Source organism: Rhizobium cerradonense (assembly GCF_030182455.1).
Taxonomy (GTDB): domain Bacteria; phylum Pseudomonadota; class Alphaproteobacteria; order Rhizobiales; family Rhizobiaceae; genus Rhizobium.
Genome location: NZ_JAQJCK010000013.1, coordinates 115,229 through 135,107, shown reverse-complemented (window position 1 = coordinate 135,107; position 19,879 = coordinate 115,229). Strand labels below are relative to the sequence as shown.

The window sequence follows — 19,879 nt, the reverse complement described above, 5'->3', positions numbered from 1 at the left end:
GCGATCTCTCTCAGTTCGCCAGCACCCTCGGCGATGGGAAGGTGATCTCGACCAGCGTGCCCTCATTCGGCGCCGAGTTGATCGAGAAGGTTGCCCTGTTGGCATCGACCATGGCCTTGGTTAGCGGCAGGCCAAGGCCGGTGCCGTCGCCACGTTTGCGGGCGTTGGTCGAAACCTGGCGGAAAGGTTTCATCGCCTGTTCCAACTCGCTGCGGGTCATGCCGACGCCGGTATCGCGGATGCGCATGACGACACTGCCGTTCCCCTCGTAAGACGTTGAGACGACGATCTGGCCGCCCGACGGCGTGAAGCGGATGGCATTCGACAGGATGTTCAGCGCGATCTGCTTGATCGAACGCAGGTCGGCGACGACGTTCGGTACGGACTGCGACAGCGCCGTGCGGATGATGACGCGCTGGCTGTTGGCCTGCGGCTGCACCAGCGACACGGCTTCGGCGATCGCTTCGTTGAGGCCGACCGAGGAAAATTCCAGGTCCATCTCACCGGCTTCGATCTTGGAAATGTCCAGGAGATCGTTGACGATGTCGAGCACATGCCGACCCGAGCGGCCGATATCGGTGGCATATTCGATATAGCGGGAATGACCGATTGGCCCGAAGCGTTCGCCGGCCATCATGTCGGAGAAGCCGATGATGGCGTTGAGCGGCGTACGGATTTCATGGCTGACGCGGGCGAGGAAATCGGTCTTGTGGGCATTTGCAGTCTCTGCCGCGCGCTTGGCGTTGCGCAACTCTTCCTCGGTGCGCTTCCATTGCGTGATGTCGCGGATGACGGCGCAATAGCCGTTCGAGGAATTCAACCGCCCCATGGTCATGAACAGGGGTACGAAGCCGCCGGACGCCTCGCGGCCGATGACCTCGCGGCCGTCGTTCAGCACGCTTGCCACGCCATGGCCGGAGAGGCCGCCAAGATAGTCCAGCACCGCCTTCTGGCTTTCATGCGCAAAGAGCATGACGAATGGTTTGCCGCGGGTTTCCTGGTCGTCGTAGTTAAAGAGCGCGCTGGCCGAGCGGTTCATCGAGCGAATCTCGCCCTCCTGCCCGATGATGACGACCCCATCCGTTGCCGTTTCCAGCGTCGAACGCAGCTCTTCGATTTCGACCTGCAGCTTTGCGAGTTTTTCGACCATGCGTTCCGGTCGCGCTTCTTCCGGCACGGGCTCGGGCGCGGGGGCTTCGCTCTTTTCGAGCGGCATCAGCGCCAGCATCAAAGCGGTGCCGTCTTCCCAACGGACTGACTGCAGCCGCGCGGTAACGGGCACGAGCGTGTCGTCGGCGCGCACTACCATCATCGTCCCCGGCCGTTCGGCCTTGCCTTCGAGGTCATGGCGCTGCAGCAGCGCATCCAGCCCGCCGACATGCTCCAGGTCCGTGAGGCTTTCATAGCCGGTCAGCCGCAGGAATTCCGGAGTGCCGTGGATCAGCCGGTCGCCGGCATGGATGAGAATGGCGAGGGGCAGTTGATCGACGATCTCGGCCGACAGCCCATCGCGCATTTTTACGCGGGGTGGAATGGCGGTGTTCAAGACTTCCAGCGGATCGCGGTCCCGTTCCGGCTCGCCGGCAGCCTTTGATTCCCGCAAGTCGGAACCGGCAACCTCTTCCGTCTCGGCCGTAGCCGCCGGCATATTCGCTTCGGATTGTGCGGTTTCACTGCTTTCCGGCTGATCTTCGGCATGCGGCCGCTTTTCGGCTGCATGGTCGTCGGCCGGCGCTTCGACGGCATCGGACAAAACCTCATCCGCCGCATTCGGCTGCGGAGAGATGTCCACCACTTCTTCGGACTGTTCCATGCTTTCGGGCTGACCGCCCGATGTCTCCGCACGTTTGCCGAAGGGGTCGAGCTGACGGGCGATTTCGCGGAAGGCCGCCTGTTCGCTCAGCGACAAGCTGCCTGGCGTCTGTGCGCGGCGCTCGTGCAATCGGATGATCTTGTCGGATTCCCGGCGGTTCGGCGTCTCGGCGATCGTCAGGGCCGGCGGCTCCTCATCCCGGGGAGAGAACTCCTCCGTTGCCCCGGATCCTGCTTCGCGAGCAGTCTCCTCGTCTGCGGCAACATTTTCCTCCATCGCGTCCTGCAGCGCTTCCTCGGCAATCGCCGGAGCAGCCGTCTCCACTGCTGGCTCTTCAGCCAAGCCCGGCGTCGGCGCTGCCTGCTCTTCGTCGCCGTCCAGCGTCAGGCCGAGCTTCATCGGATCTTCGATGGCATCGGAGAGGCGCACGACGCCGAAGCCTCGGAAGCCGTCGAATTCGCGGCTGCGCGTATAGGTCGGCAATGCGGCCAGATCGACCGGCACCACTAGGCTGGTATTTTCCACCGGCCAGTAGATCGTCCGGCCCGACCACGTATCGCGCCGCGCCAGAAGCTCGGCGATCTTGCCGTCCGGATCGAGATTGAAATGCCTGGCGATGTCAGCGAAGGCAACGCCGGTGACTTTCGTCGCATGCGGCCCTACGGCTTCAGCGAACTCGCGCGAGACTTCGCTGAAGCGGCCTTCGGCGTCGATCCGCCAGACGAAACGCGTAGCACGGCCGCTGCGCTTGAAGGTGAACTCTTCCGACTGGTCGATTTCCGGAGCGCCAGCCTCGGCTGCGACCGGCTCAGTGCCTGCCACCGCGTCCTCCGCTTGGCTTTCTCCGGCGCTGCGCAGCAGATCATCATCGGCCTCCGGGACAAGCTCGTCGGCATGCGCAGCCGCCTCGATCTGTTCGGGCGTCGCGCCGTCCATCGTCACCAACGCGTCGATGTCCTGACCGAGGGCATCGGGGTGCGCATGCACCACTTCATGGTCGGCGCCAGACATTTCCGGCGTGTGCTCGACTTCCTCGATATCCGCCACCGCATCGATGACATCGGGGGAGGGCACATGCTCGGCAGGCGCAGCCTCGGTAATAGGTGTTTCGTCAGCCGCGGCTGTCTCGAGTTCCTTCCGCGCCTCTTCCGCTTCCGGCTCGATCGCGCCGCCTGAGGCTGAGGCGGCAGATGCGTCAGCCACGAGGCTTGCCGTTGGATCGAGATTGTCGGCTGCGGTCTCGACGACGAAAAGCAGATGCAGGGCAGGGATTTCCGACAGCTTGCCGACGGCGGCGGGTAGATAGCCGTGGCCGGTCGGGATCGGCCGCTTGATCAGCCGTTCCGCCTGGGCGCCCGCCATGGTCGTCAGCATCCTTGCGGTCTGCGGCGTCACGCCCAACGCATCGAAGCGAGCGGAAGCGGCGATAATTTCCCCGTCGCGGCCGATCACGGCCATATGCGTATCGGGGTCGTCGAAGCCGTCGATCATCCGCTTCGCACTTTCCGCCGCGGCCAGCGGCTTGGAGGAAACCGGCGAGGAAAACAGGATCGCCTCTTCGCCCGCCTGAACCTGGATGATTTCGACTGCGGCGTTAACGACCGCGCGCTGGAAGCCGGAGGCCATGCGGATCAGGAAGGTGCGCTGGTCGCCGACCGCGCCAAGTCCGCGCGCCGTCGCCTCGATCTGGCGGAAGGAGACGTCGCCGGCCTTCGGTCCCTGGTCGAGGAAATCATAGATGATATCGTAGCCGAAAAGATTAGCGCCAGCGCCGTTGGCCCAGAGCACGCGATCCATGCCGGTCGAAAACAGCACCATGGCTTCGCCGCGCGCAAAACGCTCCCGAACGCGGGGGTGCACGGCAATGTCAATGAATGGGTACTGAATTGCGGGCATGTTCCGACCTGTTTTGCGGGCGTGATCGCCTCTCTTACTTTAACGCTTTATTAATAACGGCGCCCCGGTTTCAGGTCCAGCGAAGGCCCAGGTTTTTGACTGGAAGGGTTAACGTGTTGTGCATCGCAAAAAATATGTTGCACTGCACAATAGTTTATATTATATAGGGCTCAATCAATTCACCAAGGGCGCCTCTGAGGAGGGCCCATATAGGAGCGCTATCATGGCTACTGTAAAGAAAGACGACGTTTTTTCAACGGCTGCATTCGACCCTTCCAAGCTCTCTGAATCCTTCCGCGACTTCGCGGAAAAAGGCGCTGCCCAGTCCAAGGAAGCCTTCGCCAAGATGAAGACGGCTGCCGAAGACGCTGGTAAGACCCTCGAAGCCACTGTGCAGACCGCCCAGGCCGGCTCCGTGGAAATCGGCCTCAAGACGATCGACGTCCTGCGCACCAATGCCGAAAGCTCGCTGGCGCACATGGAAGCTCTGCTTCGCGTCAAGTCCGTCGCCGAACTCTTCGAACTGCAGACCTCCTTCATCCGCAAGCAGGCTGAAGTAACCGTCGAGCAGGCCAAGTCCATTCAGGAAACCACCAAGAAGGTCGCCGAAAAGCTGGCAAAGCCGGCCAAGGACGCCGCTGAAAAGGCCATGTCCTCCTTCAAGGTCGCTTAATCTTTCCAAGCCTCCCAAGACCAGAACGTCTCGCTTTCGGTAAAACACTGAAAGCGGGACGTTTTAATTTCAGGGTCATGGTGCATTCGTCCGAATGTGATGTGATCTTTGGAAACACGTCATACCCAGCTTTTTCATATTGCGGGGAGATAGGACTTGAAATAATTTCAAAGTCCTCGTATGTCACCCCCGTTCGCGGCGACGCGAGCATGTGCGGTTGTAGCTCAGTTGGTTAGAGCGCAGGTTTGTGGCACCTGAGGTCGGAGGTTCGAGACCCCCCAACCGTACCATTTCTCCCCATTGATTGGACGAAAGCAGGAAGCCGGCATTAGTCGCAGGCTATTTCTTGTCCTGAGGCTTCTTTGCGACATGTCCCGGTGAGATCGGATCGCTCGCCGGAAAAGTCTCCTCAAGCGCCTCCTCAAGATAATCGTCCTGCTCCTTGCGTTCCTTCTCGGTCAGATTCGGCTTCTTCTTCTCGCTCATGACCTGTGCTCCCTTCATCCTTATTAGGATACTAGGCCAAGGTTGGGCCTTGTCCAGCGCGGCCTCACCCCGTTCCTAGAACGTGATCCGGGACACGATCGTGGCGCGGCCGCGGGGTGGTATTGCGGGAGTCTCGGGGGAAACCCTGAATGTCCTTCTGGCGGCGGGTCGGGCCGCGCCGGGGATGGCTTTTTCGACTGCCGCGACATCCTCGGCGCTGACCTTGGAGGCGGCGCAGGCCTCCTTTTTGTTCCAGAGGTTCTCGGCAATGCTGCTGCCGACCGCCGCGGTGATGGCCGTGCCGGCCACATCGTTGCGCTGAACCTTGTTCGCTTTCACCATCCCTTGGATGGCTTCGCCGAGGATCTCCGCGGAATCCTTGAACGACACGTTGCGCACTTGGTCGAACCGTTTGTCGTTCTCGCCATCGACGATGCAATGGTGCGCCGTGAACATCCAGTCGTGGATCATGTAGGCCGGGGCATATCCCCATGGCGACAAGCCCTTGAAGACCTGGGCGATCTTCGGGATGGAGCCGCCGTCCGTATACATCAGGCCGGGCTGGATCTCGGCGCCCGGCAGGGAGCTGTCGGCTCGGCGAAAGGTGAGGGGATCGGCGGGATCCGGCACGAAAACGAACTTGCCGTCGCCGCTGGAATTTCCCTCTCCGACCCACATCACGAACAGGCTGCCGGTCAGCGTTGCCGGAGCGAGCTTAGAAAAATCGATGGTCGTGCATGCGCTGAGACCGATGGCAAGCGCCGCGAAGAATACTCCGGCTTTCAACATCAAGCGCCCCCTCGGACTCTGCCTGGATGAAAACGAAAGTCTGCTGTTCTACTTATGCACGAACCGGCGCCATGCGCAAATGAAGCGGCAATCAGGCCGAGCCGGAGAGACCGGTCGCGTCCTTCCCGGGAAGTCGCAGGATTTCCTTTGGAACCGTGCCAGCTCGCCGCCGTTCTGTTCATATCAACAACAAGACCGAAGGAACTGGCCATGTCCGTGCCACGCGAGCCGATTCCCGACAAGCCGCCGATGCCGGGTCCCGGCTGGACACCGGAGCCGCCGATAGAGGAGCCGGATCCCGATAGGCTGCCGGATGAATTTCCCGTTCCCAATCCCGATGAGAACGAAGAGCCGCCGAAGCATGCCTAATGCATGTCGCGCAAAAGTGTGCGGCGGTTTTGCGAACGACATGCAAAAACAAGGAGCTAAAGCGTGGGAGCGAATCTGAAAGATCGCGACGAGCTTTAGAGGCCCGACGCGGCTTCAGAAAAACATACGCCTTTCCTCGCTCACCAGCTCCTGCAGAAAGTCCGCGACGGTGCGTACCCGCACCAGATCGCGGGCGCTTTCGTGATAGGTCGTCCAATAGGCGCGTTTGATGGAGACATCGGGAAGGATGCGGGTCAGCTCCGGATGTTGCTTTGCGATATAGTCGTGCAGGATGCCGATGCCGGCGCCGGAACGTACCGCCTCCGTCTGGCCGATGGAGGTGGAGATTTCGAATGACGCATCCCAGCTCCGCATGATCTCGCCAGAAAAATTCAGCGAGGCAGTAAAGATCAGGTCTTCGACATAGCCGATTCGGGGGTGCAATTTCAGCGCCTCGACACTGTCGGGCAGGCCCGCCCGGTCGAGATAGGCCTTCGAGGCGTAAAGGCCGAGCGTATAGTCCGTCAGCTTGGACGAGATCAGGCGACCTTGTTCCGGACGCTCAAGCGTGATGGCGATATCCGCCTCGCGCTGCGACAGCGAAAAGGAGCGGGGCACCGGCACCAATTGGATGCGCAGTTCCGGATAGCGCGCAATCAGCCGTCCCAGACGGGGTGCGAGGAAGGAGACGCCGAAACCGTCGGGCGCGCCGATGCGCACCGTGCCGGTGATGGCGCTGTCGAGATGGCCGACGCTTGCCTGGGCGCGCAGCATCTCGGTTTCCATGCGCTCGGCCGCGTGCAGAAAAATTTCGCCCTCGGAGGTCAGGTCGCACCCATTGGTGCGGCGCACCAGCAGCCGCGTCTTCAGCCGTTCCTCCAGCGTCGTCACCCGCCGCGACAGCGTCGCGTGGTTAACCCCAAGCCTTTTCGAGGCCGCAAGGATTTGTCCCGTGCGAGCAACCGCGAGGAACATGCGGACATCATCCCAATCCATATGCACATCCAGGACTTCAATTTCTGCACAACGGTTGCTTATAACAGCTCATTGATTTGTGCAAATTGAAGTGCGATCCTGTCATCATTCCAGAAAACGAGGAGGCACATCCATGCAAGAGATCGGTCATTTCATCGGCGGCAAGCACGTCGCCGGCACCAGCGGCCGCACGAGCAATGTCTACAATCCGGCAACCGGCGAAGTTCAGGCGACGGTCGCGCTCGCCAGCGTCGAGGAAATGCGCGCTGCCGTCGAAAACGCCAAGGCCGCACAGCCGAAATGGGCCGCCACCAATCCGCAGCGCCGCGCCCGCGTTTTCTTCAAGTTCGTCGAACTTTTGAACCAGCATATGGACGAGCTGGCGACCTTGCTCTCCAAGGAGCACGGCAAGACCGTTGAGGACTCCAAGGGCGATGTTCTCCGCGGCCTGGAAGTTTGCGAATTCGTCTGCGGTATTCCGCATCTGCAGAAGAGTGAGTTCACCGAAGGCGCCGGCCCGGCGATCGACATGTATTCCATTCGCCAGCCGGTCGGCGTCGGCGCCGGCATCACGCCGTTCAATTTCCCGGCGATGATCCCGATGTGGATGTTTGCACCAGCGATCGCCTGCGGCAACGCCTTCATCCTGAAGCCGTCTGAGCGCGATCCGTCCGTGCCGCTTCGCCTCGCCGAACTGATGATCGAAGCAGGCCTGCCGGCCGGCATCCTCAACGTCGTCAATGGCGACAAGGGTGCGGTCGACGCTATCCTGACCGATCCGGATATTGCTGCCGTTTCCTTCGTCGGCTCCACGCCGATCGCCCGCTACGTCTACGGCACGGCGGCGATGAACGGCAAGCGCGCGCAATGCTTCGGCGGCGCCAAGAACCATATGATCATCATGCCCGATGCCGACATGGATCAGGCCGTCAACGCCCTGATGGGCGCTGGTTACGGTTCGGCCGGCGAGCGCTGCATGGCGATCTCCGTTGCCGTTCCGGTGGGCGAGGAGACCGCCAACCGCCTGGTCGAAAAGCTGGTGCCGAAGATCGAGTCGCTGCGCATCGGGCCTTACACCGATGACAAGGCCGATATGGGCCCGCTCGTTACTAAGGATGCGTATAACCGCGTCAACGGCCTCATCGACCGCGGTGTCGAAGAAGGCGCCAAGCTCGTCGTCGATGGCCGCGGCTTCAAGCTGCAGGGCTATGAAGATGGTTATTTCGTTGGCGGTACGCTGTTCGACCACGTCAAGCCTGAGATGGATATCTACAAGACCGAAATCTTCGGGCCTGTCCTCTCCGTTGTCCGCGCCAAGAACTATGAAGAAGCGCTCGATCTGCCGATGAAGCACGAATATGGCAATGGTGTCGCGATCTACACCCGCGACGGTGATGCCGCCCGCGATTTCGCCTCGCGCATCAACATCGGCATGATCGGCATCAACGTGCCGATCCCGGTTCCGCTCGCCTATCACTCCTTCGGCGGCTGGAAGGCTTCCAGCTTCGGCGACCTCAACCAGCACGGCACGGATTCGATCAAGTTCTGGACCCGCACTAAGACGATCACAGCCCGCTGGCCGTCCGGCATCAAGGGTGGCGCTGAATTCGTCATGCCGACGATGAAGTAAGCTTCTCCGGTCTCGCCTGATACGAACCGCCGCTCAATTGCCGATTTGAGGCAGATTTGGGCGGCGGTTTTTTGTTGCGGTTATTTTCTGCTGAGTCATCTTGCTGGATGGTGCGTTTTGTTTTAGAACAAAACAAGAACAACCGGAGGACGGAGCGATGTCCGTGACCTATCAGATCGACTATCTCGAATTTCCATCGACCGACGGGCTGAAGACCCGGCGCTTTTTCGAGGAAGCTTTCGAATGGAGCTTCGTCAGCTATGGTCCGACCTATCACGCCATCGAAGCGGCCGGCATTGACGCCGGCATTCAGGGCAACGCGGCAGAGGCCACCGACGCGCCGCTCCCTGTCGTTCGCACGACGGATTTGGAAGCGGCACAGCGCGCCGTCGAACTCGCCGGCGGCGTCGTCACCCGGCCCGCCTTCGACTTCCCCGGCGGCCGGCGCTTTCACTTCCGCGAGCCTGGCGGCTGCGAGATGGCGGTCTGGGTTTCGGTGAGCTGAAGGCGGGCCGTTGGGTGTGGCATTGAAGTCGCAGTTCTGGCCCTAGTTGCGGCGAGCCGGCGCTGTCCGTTCTGATCGTCTATTTTCTCATTGCCTACCGCTGATTTTCCTGCTCTCAAATGCAGCTATGAGGCGAATTTTTTGCCTCGTGATGCAGCCGACGATACTGCAATAATGGGCAGGGAGATTTCAGCATGGCAGTTGTTGAAAAGAGCTATCCGATCGGGGAGAGCCGGGTTTTCCAGCGTGCATCGTTCACCGGCCGTGCCGCTGAGTATTTCGGTATTTGGATCGTCAATGTTTTGCTGACGATCATTACCTTGGGCATCTATTCGGCCTGGGCGAAAGTCCGGCGAAACCGTTATTTCTATGGCAACACCGCGCTGCTCGGGCACACATTCGAATATCACGCCAAGGGCAAGCAGATCTTTATCGGCCGCCTGATCGTCTTCGGCCTTCTCGTCGCATTAAATATCCTTTCGCATGTAGCACCGCTGGCGGTCCTGGCGATTTGGCCGGTGATGCTGGTGGTATTCCCATGGTTTCTCATGCGCGGCCTGAAGTTCAATGCGCGTGTGACGAGCTATCGCAACGTGCGCTTCGATTTCGTCGGGACCTATGGCGGCGCATTGAAGGCGATCTTTTTAGGTGCTCTGGTAACGATAATCTCGCTTGGGTTGCTGTCTCCGGTAGCAAGCCGGTGGTTCTACAAATATATCTTCGACAATCTGCGCTATGGCGATCGACAGTTCTCCACCGAGCCGCGATTGGGCGCGCTCTACGAGGCGTTCGTCACCGTAGTCGCGATTGTGATCGCGGGCATCGTAATCTTGGGGCTTTTTAGTGCTGTCGCGTCCGGTTTCGGCGGCAACTCGATGGGTCGGGGAATGGGTAGCATCAGCCTGTGGCATTGGATGATTGTGCTTATTATCCCGATTTACATAATCGCCGGCCTCTACTATCGCGCGGCGGTGCGCAACATCATCTGGTCGGCCGCAATGGTCGATCATCGCCATCAACTCAAAAGCGATCTCGGTCGTCGACGCTATGCGTGGATTGCGATCTCCAATGTGATCGTCACATTTGCAACCCTCGGCCTGATGCGTCCCTGGGCGGCGGTGCGCCTGCAACGCTATCTGGCCGAGCACACCGCCATTCATGTCGACGGCGATATCGGCGTCGTCTTCGACCAGATCCGCTCGACCGGCGGCGTCATCAGCGCGGAATATCTCGATGTCGACGGTTTCGACTTTGGTTTCTGATCCGGCATCAATTGCCACGGGCACCTGGCATCCGCCCCATTCCAGCCGGGCGGTTGCCGCCCGGCTGGTTGATATCGGCGGTTCGCTCACCGTGCTCTCGGACGAGGACGACGAGAAGGACAAGCGCCTCGCCTGGGGCATCCGTTCCGATATTGAAATCAGCCCGCGTGTCGGCTCCATTCCGCGACGCATCGTTTTCGGCAACGAGTCGGTGTTCGAAACGCGCGATAACGATGCCGTCGACGCCTATCTCCAAAGCCGCGGCGAAGGGCGCAGCGGTTTCGTGCATCGGCTGGAGATCGTTCGCCCGCGTATGATTGCTTTCGCCGTTGCGACGGTCGTGCTGGCATCGACCATCTACCACTACGCCTTGCCGGCGCTGGTGGAGGTCGCCGTGCTGGTGACGCCGCCCGTTGTGCCGGAGATGATGTCTGCGGGCACGTTGAAGACGCTGGATCAGGTAACGCTCAGCGCGAGCAGGCTGCCGGAAGCCAAGCGTAAGGAAATCACCGATCAATTCGAAAAGATCGCCACCCATGCGGAAGGCGGCGTCGGGCGATACAAGCTGAATTTTCGCGACGGCGGTGTCATCGGTCCGAATGCCTTTGCGTTGCCGGACGGCAATCTGATCCTGACGGACGAATTGGTGAACCTTGCCGACGGGGATACGGAAATGATCACCGCCGTTCTCGGCCACGAGATCGGCCACGTCGAATACAAGCACAGCCTCCGCCAGCTTTACCGCGCCGCTGGCGTCGCCGGTCTGGTCTTACTGATTGCCGGCGATGTCGGTTCCGGCGTGCAGGATGTTTTGACCCAAGGCGGTGGCCTATTGGCGCTTTCCTATTCCCGCTCGGCCGAAGCCCAGTCGGATCGCCGTTCGGTCGAGCTGATGCAGGAAGCGGGCATGGACCCGACAGCGTTGTCGCGCTTCTTCGACATTCTGGAAACCAAACTCGACGATCATTCCAGCACCAGCATGCTGTCGACCCATCCCGGCACGCCGGAACGCAAGCAGGCTATCCTCGATTACGCCAGGGAGCTGCGGGCGGGGCAGGGAGCGACGGATACGCATTTGCCGTAAGACGACTGGCGACGAATATCCCCATCAGAATAACGTGAATGTGATTTTCATATTTTGGAATTGTTCAAAACTACGAAAGGCACTATATACCAGTCGAACCGTCCCATACGGCCTTGATTCCAGGAGATCGGCATGCGCTTGACCAAGCAGACCAACTACGCAGTGCGCATGCTCATGTATTGCGCCGCCAATGAAGGCAACTTGAGCCGTATCCCGGAAATCGCAAAGGCCTATGGTGTTTCCGAGCTGTTTTTGTTCAAGATTTTGCAGCCGCTCACCAAGGCTGGTCTGGTCGAAACGGTGCGTGGCCGCAATGGCGGCGTGCGTCTCGGCAAGCCGGCGGCCAACATCAGCCTGTTCGACGTTGTCAAGGTGACCGAAGATAGTTTCGCGATGGCGGAATGCTTTGAGGAAGGTGTCGTGGAGTGCCCGCTGGTCGATAGCTGCGGCCTGAATTCGGCGCTGCGCAAGGCACTCAATGCCTTCTTCGACGTGCTGACGGAATATTCCATCGACGATCTCGTCAAGGCCCGTCCGCAGATCAATTTCCTGCTCGGTCTGACCGAGAACGATCACAGGGCGATCGCCAAGAAGCCGGCGATCGCGGCGCCGGCCGCCTGACGCCTGAATTTGCGCAATTCTTCAATCCGCGGTCGCCTTGAGGTGTCCGCGGATTTTTCGTTTGTAGGGTCGGGGAATTCGCTGCCAATCTTAATATTTTTCGAAGAGGCAAGCGCAAAATTATCCAGATTGCGTCAAAAAGGGGCGCGATTTCGTCAGATTATTACCAATCCCAGACCATTTTTAGCTTAAAATTTCCAAACTCCAAAATTTGGAAAAATTTTAGGCGGAGCGTGTTGCTTTCATACATTAAATAGCGTTCCATCGGCGCGATCCGGATAGGAACCTATGGGGATCCACGGCTTCAAAAGAATAACAAACCTGGGAAACGATATCATGAAAAAGATCTCTGTCCTGCTGGCAGTGACAGCCCTGACTTCGGTTATGGCGACGTCCGCCTGGTCCAAAACGCTTGTCTATTGCTCGGAAGGGTCGCCGGAAGGTTTCGATCCGGGGATTTATACCGCCGGCACCACCTTCGATGCCTCTTCGCGTACGGTCTACAGCCGCCTCGTCGAGTTCAAGCACGGCAGCACCGAGGTTGAGCCGGGCCTCGCCGAAAGCTGGACTGTTTCCCCTGACGGTAAGGAATACACCTTCAAGCTCCGCAAGGGCGTGAAGTTCCAGACCACTGATTTCTTCACCCCGACGCGCGATCTCAATGCCGACGACGTCGTCTTCTCGTTCGAGCGTCAGCTCAAGGAAGACAGCCCGTGGGCCAAGTACGTCGCCGGCGGTTCCTATGAATACGCTGCGGGCATGGGCTTCCCGAAGCTCATCAAGTCGATCGAGAAGGTTGATGACCTCACGGTCAAGTTCGTCCTGAACCGTCCGGAAGCGCCGTTCATCGCCGACCTCGCCATGGACTTCGCATCGGTCCTGTCGAAGGAATACGGCGACAAGCTGCAGGCCGACAAGAAGATGGAACAGATGAACCAGCAGCCGCTCGGCACTGGTCCGTTCACCTTCGTCGCCTATCAGCCTGATGCCGTCATCCGCTACAAGGCGAATGAAACCTACTTCAAGGGCAAGGAAAAGATCGACGATCTCGTCTTTGCGATCACGCCGGACGCATCGGTTCGCGCGCAGAAGCTGAAGTCCGGCGAATGCCAGATCATGCCTTATCCGAACGCCGCCGACATCAAGGATCTCCAGACAGACAAGAGCCTGAAGGTTCTCGAACAGCCGGGCCTGAACGTCTCCTATCTCGCCTACAACACGCTGGTCGCTCCCTTCGATAAGGCCGAAGTGCGCAAGGCGCTGAACATGGCCGTCGACAAGCGGGCGATCGTCGACGCCGTCTTCCAGGGTTCCGGCTCGGTCGCCACCAACCCGATCCCGCCGACCATGTGGTCCTACAACAAGGACATCAAGGACGATCCGTACAACCCCGAAGAAGCCAAGAAGATGCTCGAAAAGGCTGGGGTCAAGAACCTCAGCATGAAAATCTGGGCGATGCCGGTTTCGCGTCCTTACATGCTGAATGCTCGCCGCGCTGCCGAGCTGATGCAGGCTGACCTCGGCAAGATCGGCGTCAAGGTCGAGATCGTCACCTATGACTGGGCTCAGTACCTGAAGCTCTCCTCCGCCAAGGACCGCGATGGCGCGGCCATCCTCGGCTGGACCGGCGACAACGGCGATCCGGACAACTTCCTGGACACGCTGCTCGGCTGCGATGCAGTCGGCGGTAACAACCGTGCCCAGTGGTGCAACAAGGAATTCGACGATCTCGTGAAGAAGGCCAAGCAGACTGCCGACGTCAAGGAGCGCACCAAGCTCTACGAACAGGCGCAGGTCGTCTTCAAGCGCGAAGCTCCGTGGATGACCATCGACCATTCCGAAGAGTTCATTCCGATGAGCTCCAAGGTTTCCGGCTACGTGCAGGATCCGGTCGGCGTTCACCGCTTCGATGGCGTTGATATCGCCGAATAACGGACACGCTCTGAAATACCCGGTCGAAAGCCGGGTGAAACCGGCGGTCAGGCAACATGCTTGACCGCCGGAAAACTTTGGACATCTGCCATGTTGCGATTTCTTTTCAGCCGCCTTGCAGTGCTGATCCCGACATTCCTCGGCGTATCGATCGTCGCCTTTTCTTTCATCCGCCTGCTTCCCGGCGATCCCGTCATGCTGTTGTCAGGCGAGCGCGTCATGTCGCCGGAGCGTCACGCCCAGATCTCCCATGATCTCGGCTATGACCAGCCGCTGGTCATGCAATACGGCCATTATATCTGGAGTGCCTTGCACGGTGATCTCGGCACTTCGATCACCACCAAGCGCGATGTGCTGACCGACTTCCTGACCTTCTTCCCGGCAACGCTGGAACTGTCGATCTGCGCCATGATCCTTGCGATCTGTCTTGGCATTCCGGCCGGCGTCTTCGCCGCCGTCAAGCGCGGCACGTGGTTCGATCAGAGCGTGATGGGCGTCGCCCTTGTCGGCTATTCCATGCCGATCTTCTGGTGGGGCCTGCTGCTGATCATCGTCTTCAACGGCTATCTGCATTGGACGCCGGTTTCGGGCCGCATTGGGCTCATCTATTTCTTCAAGCCGATCACCGGCTTCATGCTGATCGACAGCCTCCTGTCCGGTCAAAAGGGCGCCTTCTGGTCTGCTCTGAATTCGCTGATCCTGCCGACCATCGTGCTCGGCACCATTCCGCTCGCCGTCATCGCGCGGCAAACGCGCTCGGCCATGCTCGAAGTTCTGGGCGAGGATTATGTTCGCACCGCGCGCTCCAAGGGCCTCGCGCCGCTGCGCGTCGTCTCCGTGCATGCCCTGCGCAACGCCATGATCCCGGTCGTCACTACCATCGGCCTGCAGGTCGGCGTGCTGCTCGGCGGTGCCATCCTGACGGAAAGCATCTTTTCCTGGCCGGGCATCGGCAAGTGGATGATCGACGCCGTCTTCAAGCGCGATTATCCTGTGGTGCAGGGCGGTCTGCTGCTGATCGCGGGCATTGTTATGCTCGTCAATCTCGCCGTCGACCTGCTCTACGGCTTCATCAATCCACGCATTCGTCACTAGGAGCGGCCCATGAGCACGGTAAGTCTCAAATCCGACCGCCCCTCCGCTCTTGCGGAGTTCTGGTACTATTTCTCGCGCAACAAGGGCGCCGTCATCGGGCTGGCGATCTTCGTCTTCGTCCTGTTCCTGGCGATCTTCGCCGGCGTCGTCGCCCCGCATAATCCGGATGCCGCCTATGGCAGCGCCATGCAGCGCCTGCCGCCCGCCTGGGCCGAAGGCGGCAATGGCAGCTTTCTCCTCGGCACGGATGCCAATGGTCGCGACCTTCTCTCGCGCCTGATCTACGGCACGCGGTTTTCGCTGTTCATCGGTCTGGTGGTTGCCTCGCTTTCGGCGCTCGCCGGCATCCTGATCGGCCTCGTTGCCGGCTATGTTCGTGGCCGCACCGATACGATCATCATGCGCATCATGGATATCATCCTTGCCATTCCCTCGCTGCTGCTCGCCTTGGTACTGGTGGCGATCCTGGGGCCTGGCCTGACCAACGCCATGATCGCGATCTCCATCGTCAACCAGCCGCATTTCGTCCGCCTGACACGTGCCTCGGTGCTTGCCGAGCGTGACAAGGAATATGTCATCGCCTCGCGCGTCTCCGGCGCCGGCCCGCTTCGCCTGATGTTCAAGACCATCCTGCCGAACTGTCTGGGGCCGCTCATCGTGCAGGCGACGCTCGCCTTTTCGGCCGCAATTCTCGATGCCGCCGCCCTCGGCTTTCTCGGCCAGGGCGCGCAGCCGCCGACACCAGAATGGGGCACGATGCTCGCGGATTCGCGTGAATTCTTCCAGAGCAACCCATGGCTCGTCACTTTTCCCGGTCTGTGCATCCTGATCACGGTTCTCGCCATCAATCTGATGGGTGACGGCCTGCGCGATGCCTTCGACCCGAAGCTGAAGAGGTCGTGATGCCGCTTCTCGATATTGAAAATCTCACCGTTGAATTTCAGACCGCGTCGGGCCTGTTCCGGGCAGTGGACGGCGTATCGCTCACCTGCGACAAGGGTGAAATCCTCTCGATTGTCGGCGAATCCGGCTCCGGCAAGTCGGTGTCCATGCTCGCCATGATGGGGCTTCTGCCTTGGACGGCGAAGATTACCGCCGATCGCATGACATTCGACGGCAAAGACCTGCGCGGCATCTCGTCCCGCCAGCGCCGGAAGATCATCGGCAAGGACATGGCGATGATCTTCCAGGAGCCGATGTCGAGCCTCAATCCGTGCTTCACGGTCGGCTTCCAGCTCGGCGAGACCCTGCGCATCCACATGGGTCTCGACCGCAAGGCGCGTCGTGAGCGCTCGATCGAGCTCTTGAATCTGGTCGGTATCCCGGCGCCCGCGGACCGCTTGTCGAACTACCCGCACCAGATGTCCGGTGGTATGAGCCAGCGCGTCATGATCGCCATGGCGCTCGCCTGCAATCCGAAGCTTCTGATTGCCGACGAGCCGACCACCGCGCTCGACGTGACCATCCAGGCACAGATCCTCGATCTTCTCGCGCGCCTGCAGAAAGAACAGGGCATGGCGCTAGTGCTGATCACCCACGATATGGGCGTGGTGGCCGAAACTGCCGAGCGCGTGCAGGTGCAATATGCCGGCCAGAAGGTCGAGGAGCAGCCGGTCAAGGCATTGTTCCGCGATCCGCATCATCCCTATACGGCCGCACTTCTCTCGGCTCTGCCGGAGCGTGCCGTGGTCGGCGAGCGCCTGCCGTCGATTGCCGGCGTCGTGCCCGGCCAGCATGACCGCCCCACCGGCTGTCTTTTCGCGCCACGCTGCTCGTTTGCAACGCCGGCCTGCGACCGCGGCGTAAAGCGGCAGGGCGCGGAGCTCGGCGTGGCACTCTGCAACTATCCATTGGAACACGGCAAGCCGCTAGGCCATCCCGGCGTTGCCGCCACGCAAGCAGCAGGAGGCCGTTGATGACGGGTGCTGTTCTCGAAGGGCGTGATCTCGCCCGTTTTTACACCGTCAGGCGCGGCGCCTTCAAACCGGAGGCGACCGTCAAGGCGTTGAACGGCGTCAGCTTCAGCCTGCAGTCCGGCCGCACGCTCGCCGTCGTCGGTGAATCCGGTTGCGGCAAGTCGACGCTCGCCCGCCTGGTGACGATGATCGAAGACCCGACGGCGGGCGAATTGCTGATCGATGGTAAGCCGGCTAAGCTTGGCGACAGCAGCCTGCGCAGCGCCGTGCAGATCGTCTTCCAGAATCCTTACGGCTCGCTCAATCCGCGCCAGAAGGTTGGCTCCATCCTCGAGGAGCCGCTGAAGATCAACACCGATGATGATGCCGCCACGCGCCGCCGCAAGGCCGAGGAGATGATGGCGCGCGTCGGTCTGCGCCCGGAACATTACGACCGCTATCCGCACATGTTCTCCGGCGGCCAGCGCCAGCGCATCGCCATCGCCCGCGCATTGATGCTGCGGCCGAAGGTGCTGGTGCTGGACGAGCCTGTCTCCGCGCTCGACCTGTCGATCCAGGCCCAGGTGCTGAACCTTTTGATGGACCTGCAGAAGGAGATGGGTCTCGCCTATCTCTTCATCTCCCACGGTCTTTCGGTCGTTCGCCATATCGCCGACGATGTGATGGTGATGTATCTCGGCCGCCCGGTCGAGACCGGCACGGCGGAGGAAGTCTTTACCCGTCCGCGCCATCCCTATACCGCCGCGCTGCTGTCGGCGACGCCGATCGCCGATCCCGAGCGCGAGAAGAACCGCATCCGCCTGCAGGGCGAATTGCCGTCTCCCCTCAATCCACCAACCGGATGTCACTTCAATCCGCGTTGCTGGCGTGCGCAGGACAAGTGCCGGCAGGTGACGCCGGAATTGCTCGGCGACGGCACGCATAAATTCGCCTGTTTCTTTCCGCTGGATTGATGGCTGGAAGCACTATGAGCGACGTACCGAAATCCCCCCTTGCCGTCATTATCATGGGCGTCAGCGGCAGCGGCAAATCCTCGATCGGCGAGGGTGTCGCGGCCAAGCTCGGCATCCGTTTCATCGAAGGCGACGCGCTGCATCCTGCCGCCAATGTCGAGAAGATGAGCAAGGGCATTCCCCTGACGGATGAGGATCGTTGGCCCTGGCTGGAAAGGATCGGTCAGGAAATTGCGGCGAGCCTTGCGAAAGGCGAGGGGGTCGCCGTTACCTGCTCGGCGCTAAAGCGTATTTATCGCGAGCGTCTGCGCGCCGCCGCTGGCGGGCACCTCTATCTCGTCTATCTCGACGGCTCGAAGGAGCTGCTAACCAAGCGCATGGGCGAGCGCAAGGGCCATTTCATGCCCGCGTCGCTGCTGGAAAGCCAGCTACAAACGCTGGAAGTGCCGACGGGGGAACCCGGCGTCGTTACCGTCGGCATCGACGACACGATCGACGGCATCGTCGAAGCTGCACTCAAGGGTCTCGACGCGATCCGCTAAATCCAGGATATCAGGGCGCGAACCGGTCTGGTGCATAAGCCGAGATGTCGATGAACGGTTTTTCTCCGGTAATCAGCTCGGCAAGCACGCGCCCGGTGACGGGTCCCAGCGTCAGTCCATGATGGGCGTGGCCGAAGGCGAACCATAGGCCGTTGTGGCGCGGCGCCTTGCCGATGATCGGCATCATATCCGGCGTGCAAGGGCGGGCGCCCATCCAGGGCTCCGGGTCGAGTCGCTCGCCGAGCGGGAAGACGGTGCGGGCGACGGCTTCGGCACGGTCGAGCTGGATCGGTGTTTTCGGCGCATCGCGCAGCGCAAATTCCGCCCCGGTCGTCAGCCTGATGCCGCGGCTCATCGGCGCCAGAAAATAGCCGCGCTCGGCATCCAGCGTCCAGTTGTTGAGGATGGCGTCACCCTCGGCGGCGTAGTGCATGTGATAGCCGCGCTTGACGCCCAAAGGAAAAGCATAGCCGAGACGCTTCGTCACGAGATCGGCCCAGGGGCCGAGGGCGACGACGGCATCCTCGGCCTCGATCGAGCCTTCCGACGTCACCATCTTCCAGTGGGCGCCGGACCGGCCGAGCGAGAGGGCGTCGCCGGTCGCGAAACGCCCGCCAATGCTTTCGAAGTAGTTGCGGTAGGCAGCGATCAGACCATGCGGATCGAGCACGGACCAGGGATCGCGCCAGCGCAGGCCGCCGGAGAAGCTGCCTCTGATATGCGGCTCCAATGTTGCGATATCGGCGCCGGTCAGTGCATCGTAAGCGACGCCGAATTCGCGGTTGAGACGTTCGGCCTCGGCGAATTCCGCATCGCGTTTCTCGTTCGTGCGGAAAATCTCCATCCAGCCGTTCTTGCGGATCAATTCCTCTGCATGCGATGCTTCTATCAGGTCGTTGTGCTCGCTGATCGAATGCTCGATCAGCGGCGCATAGGCGCGTGAGATCATCTCATGCCGCTTGGTGTTGGAATTCCACCAATAGCGAGCAAGAAAGGCAATCTGGCCTGGCAGGGCGCGCAGATGGTAATGCGCGTCGATGCGGTTGTTGAAGGCATAGCGCAGTAGCAGGCCGAACTGCTGCGGAAAGCCGTAGGGTACGACGCCTTCGCGCTGGATCAGCCCGGCATTGCCGAAAGAGGTCTCTTTACCGGGAGCTTTGCGGTCGACGAGGATGACCTGCCGCCCGCGCCGCTGAAGGTGGATGGCCGTCGATATGCCGACGATGCCCGCGCCGAGCACGATTGCGTCTTTTGTCATGTTCCCTGCTATCCGCATTCTTCTTTTAGTTGCGCACGATCCCGTCCGGAAACCATGCTCAAGCATCGAAAATGCCTGCC

At 60.7% G+C, this 19,879-nt stretch carries 18 protein-coding genes and 1 tRNA gene; 14 read left to right on the top strand and 5 right to left on the bottom strand.

Annotation, left to right across the window (positions count from 1 at the left end; translation table 11 throughout):
• Window positions 1–10 precede the first annotated feature (10 nt).
• Entirely contained in the window at window positions 11–3,709 is a 3,699-nt protein-coding gene (locus tag PH547_RS24760) for an ATP-binding protein (protein ID WP_104822058.1), read from the bottom strand.
• 223 nt (window positions 3,710–3,932) lie between these two features.
• On the opposite strand from PH547_RS24760, the gene PH547_RS24755 reads away from it, so the two are divergent.
• Window positions 3,933–4,382, top strand: coding sequence for a phasin (locus PH547_RS24755; RefSeq protein WP_283049204.1), 450 nt, complete (start codon window positions 3,933–3,935; stop codon window positions 4,380–4,382).
• Window positions 4,383–4,595: 213 nt separating this feature from the next.
• A tRNA-His gene (locus PH547_RS24750) sits at window positions 4,596–4,672 on the top strand.
• A 49-nt stretch (window positions 4,673–4,721) separates the two neighbouring features.
• Here PH547_RS24750 and PH547_RS24745 read toward each other — a convergent pair.
• Window positions 4,722–4,868 carry a hypothetical protein gene (locus PH547_RS24745; protein ID WP_199773518.1) on the bottom strand — a complete coding sequence of 49 codons (147 nt, stop codon included), beginning with the start codon at window positions 4,866–4,868 and terminating at the stop codon, window positions 4,722–4,724.
• Between the two features lie 75 nt (window positions 4,869–4,943).
• Window positions 4,944–5,657, bottom strand: a complete 714-nt coding sequence (locus PH547_RS24740; RefSeq protein WP_104822060.1) for a hypothetical protein — start codon at window positions 5,655–5,657, stop codon at window positions 4,944–4,946.
• 210 nt (window positions 5,658–5,867) lie between these two features.
• Here PH547_RS24740 and PH547_RS24735 point away from each other — a divergent pair, with 210 nt between their 5' ends.
• Window positions 5,868–6,026, top strand: a complete 159-nt coding sequence (locus PH547_RS24735; protein WP_199773519.1) for a hypothetical protein — start codon at window positions 5,868–5,870, stop codon at window positions 6,024–6,026.
• A gap of 114 nt (window positions 6,027–6,140) precedes the next feature.
• Here the strand turns inward: PH547_RS24735 and PH547_RS24730 are convergent, their stop codons facing one another.
• Window positions 6,141–7,022 carry a LysR family transcriptional regulator gene (locus PH547_RS24730; RefSeq protein ID WP_104822061.1) on the bottom strand — a complete coding sequence of 294 codons (882 nt, stop codon included), beginning with the start codon at window positions 7,020–7,022 and terminating at the stop codon, window positions 6,141–6,143.
• A 112-nt stretch (window positions 7,023–7,134) separates the two neighbouring features.
• Here PH547_RS24730 and PH547_RS24725 point away from each other — a divergent pair, with 112 nt between their 5' ends.
• The 11 genes from PH547_RS24725 (at window position 7,135) to PH547_RS24675 (ending at window position 18,541) form a co-directional block, all read left to right on the top strand.
• A complete protein-coding gene (locus tag PH547_RS24725; RefSeq protein ID WP_260303356.1) occupies window positions 7,135–8,631 on the top strand; it encodes a CoA-acylating methylmalonate-semialdehyde dehydrogenase in 1,497 nt (498 codons plus the stop codon).
• Window positions 8,632–8,788: 157 nt separating this feature from the next.
• Window positions 8,789–9,136, top strand: a complete 348-nt coding sequence (locus PH547_RS24720) for a VOC family protein (protein ID WP_104822063.1) — start codon at window positions 8,789–8,791, stop codon at window positions 9,134–9,136.
• 194 nt (window positions 9,137–9,330) lie between these two features.
• Window positions 9,331–10,398: a YjgN family protein gene (locus tag PH547_RS24715; RefSeq protein ID WP_104822064.1), complete on the top strand. Its 1,068-nt coding sequence runs from the start codon at window positions 9,331–9,333 to the stop codon at window positions 10,396–10,398.
• On the top strand, window positions 10,370–11,482 hold the full coding sequence (locus PH547_RS24710) for a M48 family metallopeptidase (protein WP_104822065.1): 1,113 nt from the start codon (window positions 10,370–10,372) through the stop codon (window positions 11,480–11,482). The genes PH547_RS24715 and PH547_RS24710 overlap by 29 nt, the downstream gene beginning before the upstream one ends.
• A 132-nt stretch (window positions 11,483–11,614) precedes the next feature.
• Window positions 11,615–12,103 (top strand): iron-responsive transcriptional regulator RirA, encoded by a 489-nt coding sequence (rirA, locus tag PH547_RS24705; RefSeq protein WP_104822066.1) that lies wholly within the window; start codon window positions 11,615–11,617, stop codon window positions 12,101–12,103.
• 336 nt (window positions 12,104–12,439) lie between these two features.
• A complete protein-coding gene (locus tag PH547_RS24700; protein WP_104824990.1) occupies window positions 12,440–14,035 on the top strand; it encodes an ABC transporter substrate-binding protein in 1,596 nt (531 codons plus the stop codon).
• 90 nt (window positions 14,036–14,125) lie between these two features.
• Window positions 14,126–15,130 carry an ABC transporter permease subunit gene (locus tag PH547_RS24695; protein ID WP_104822067.1) on the top strand — a complete coding sequence of 335 codons (1,005 nt, stop codon included), beginning with the start codon at window positions 14,126–14,128 and terminating at the stop codon, window positions 15,128–15,130.
• A 9-nt stretch (window positions 15,131–15,139) separates the two neighbouring features.
• Window positions 15,140–16,033, top strand: a complete 894-nt coding sequence (locus PH547_RS24690; protein ID WP_104822068.1) for an ABC transporter permease subunit — start codon at window positions 15,140–15,142, stop codon at window positions 16,031–16,033.
• Window positions 16,033–17,046 carry an ABC transporter ATP-binding protein gene (locus PH547_RS24685; protein ID WP_104822069.1) on the top strand — a complete coding sequence of 338 codons (1,014 nt, stop codon included), beginning with the start codon at window positions 16,033–16,035 and terminating at the stop codon, window positions 17,044–17,046. Before PH547_RS24690 ends, PH547_RS24685 begins: the two co-directional genes overlap by 1 nt.
• The gene (locus PH547_RS24680; RefSeq protein ID WP_104822070.1) at window positions 17,046–17,999 is read left to right on the top strand and encodes a peptide ABC transporter ATP-binding protein; all 954 of its coding nucleotides are present in this window, start codon (window positions 17,046–17,048) and stop codon (window positions 17,997–17,999) included. The genes PH547_RS24685 and PH547_RS24680 overlap by 1 nt, the downstream gene beginning before the upstream one ends.
• Window positions 18,000–18,013: 14 nt before the next feature.
• Window positions 18,014–18,541, top strand: coding sequence for a gluconokinase (locus PH547_RS24675; protein ID WP_104822071.1), 528 nt, complete (start codon window positions 18,014–18,016; stop codon window positions 18,539–18,541).
• A 10-nt stretch (window positions 18,542–18,551) separates the two neighbouring features.
• Here PH547_RS24675 and PH547_RS24670 read toward each other — a convergent pair whose 3' ends face one another.
• A complete protein-coding gene (locus PH547_RS24670; RefSeq protein WP_104822072.1) occupies window positions 18,552–19,799 on the bottom strand; it encodes an NAD(P)/FAD-dependent oxidoreductase in 1,248 nt (415 codons plus the stop codon).
• Between the last annotated feature and the right edge of the window lie 80 nt (window positions 19,800–19,879).

Excerpts from the sequence above, each read along its gene's own strand:
- PH547_RS24760 (WP_104822058.1), bottom strand. The coding sequence starts at position 3,709 with ATGCCCGCAATTCAGTACCCATTCATTGACATTGCCGTGCACCCCCGC.
- PH547_RS24755 (WP_283049204.1), top strand. The coding sequence starts at position 3,933 with ATGGCTACTGTAAAGAAAGACGACGTTTTTTCAACGGCTGCATTCGAC.
- PH547_RS24745 (WP_199773518.1), bottom strand. The coding sequence starts at position 4,868 with ATGAGCGAGAAGAAGAAGCCGAATCTGACCGAGAAGGAACGCAAGGAG.
- PH547_RS24740 (WP_104822060.1), bottom strand. The coding sequence starts at position 5,657 with ATGTTGAAAGCCGGAGTATTCTTCGCGGCGCTTGCCATCGGTCTCAGC.
- PH547_RS24735 (WP_199773519.1), top strand. The coding sequence starts at position 5,868 with ATGTCCGTGCCACGCGAGCCGATTCCCGACAAGCCGCCGATGCCGGGT.
- PH547_RS24730 (WP_104822061.1), bottom strand. The coding sequence starts at position 7,022 with ATGGATTGGGATGATGTCCGCATGTTCCTCGCGGTTGCTCGCACGGGA.
- PH547_RS24725 (WP_260303356.1), top strand. The coding sequence starts at position 7,135 with ATGCAAGAGATCGGTCATTTCATCGGCGGCAAGCACGTCGCCGGCACC.
- PH547_RS24720 (WP_104822063.1), top strand. The coding sequence starts at position 8,789 with ATGTCCGTGACCTATCAGATCGACTATCTCGAATTTCCATCGACCGAC.
- PH547_RS24715 (WP_104822064.1), top strand. The coding sequence starts at position 9,331 with ATGGCAGTTGTTGAAAAGAGCTATCCGATCGGGGAGAGCCGGGTTTTC.
- PH547_RS24710 (WP_104822065.1), top strand. The coding sequence starts at position 10,370 with ATGTCGACGGTTTCGACTTTGGTTTCTGATCCGGCATCAATTGCCACG.
- rirA (WP_104822066.1), top strand. The coding sequence starts at position 11,615 with ATGCGCTTGACCAAGCAGACCAACTACGCAGTGCGCATGCTCATGTAT.
- PH547_RS24700 (WP_104824990.1), top strand. The coding sequence starts at position 12,440 with ATGAAAAAGATCTCTGTCCTGCTGGCAGTGACAGCCCTGACTTCGGTT.
- PH547_RS24695 (WP_104822067.1), top strand. The coding sequence starts at position 14,126 with ATGTTGCGATTTCTTTTCAGCCGCCTTGCAGTGCTGATCCCGACATTC.
- PH547_RS24690 (WP_104822068.1), top strand. The coding sequence starts at position 15,140 with ATGAGCACGGTAAGTCTCAAATCCGACCGCCCCTCCGCTCTTGCGGAG.
- PH547_RS24685 (WP_104822069.1), top strand. The coding sequence starts at position 16,033 with ATGCCGCTTCTCGATATTGAAAATCTCACCGTTGAATTTCAGACCGCG.
- PH547_RS24680 (WP_104822070.1), top strand. The coding sequence starts at position 17,046 with ATGACGGGTGCTGTTCTCGAAGGGCGTGATCTCGCCCGTTTTTACACC.
- PH547_RS24675 (WP_104822071.1), top strand. The coding sequence starts at position 18,014 with ATGAGCGACGTACCGAAATCCCCCCTTGCCGTCATTATCATGGGCGTC.
- PH547_RS24670 (WP_104822072.1), bottom strand. The coding sequence starts at position 19,799 with ATGACAAAAGACGCAATCGTGCTCGGCGCGGGCATCGTCGGCATATCG.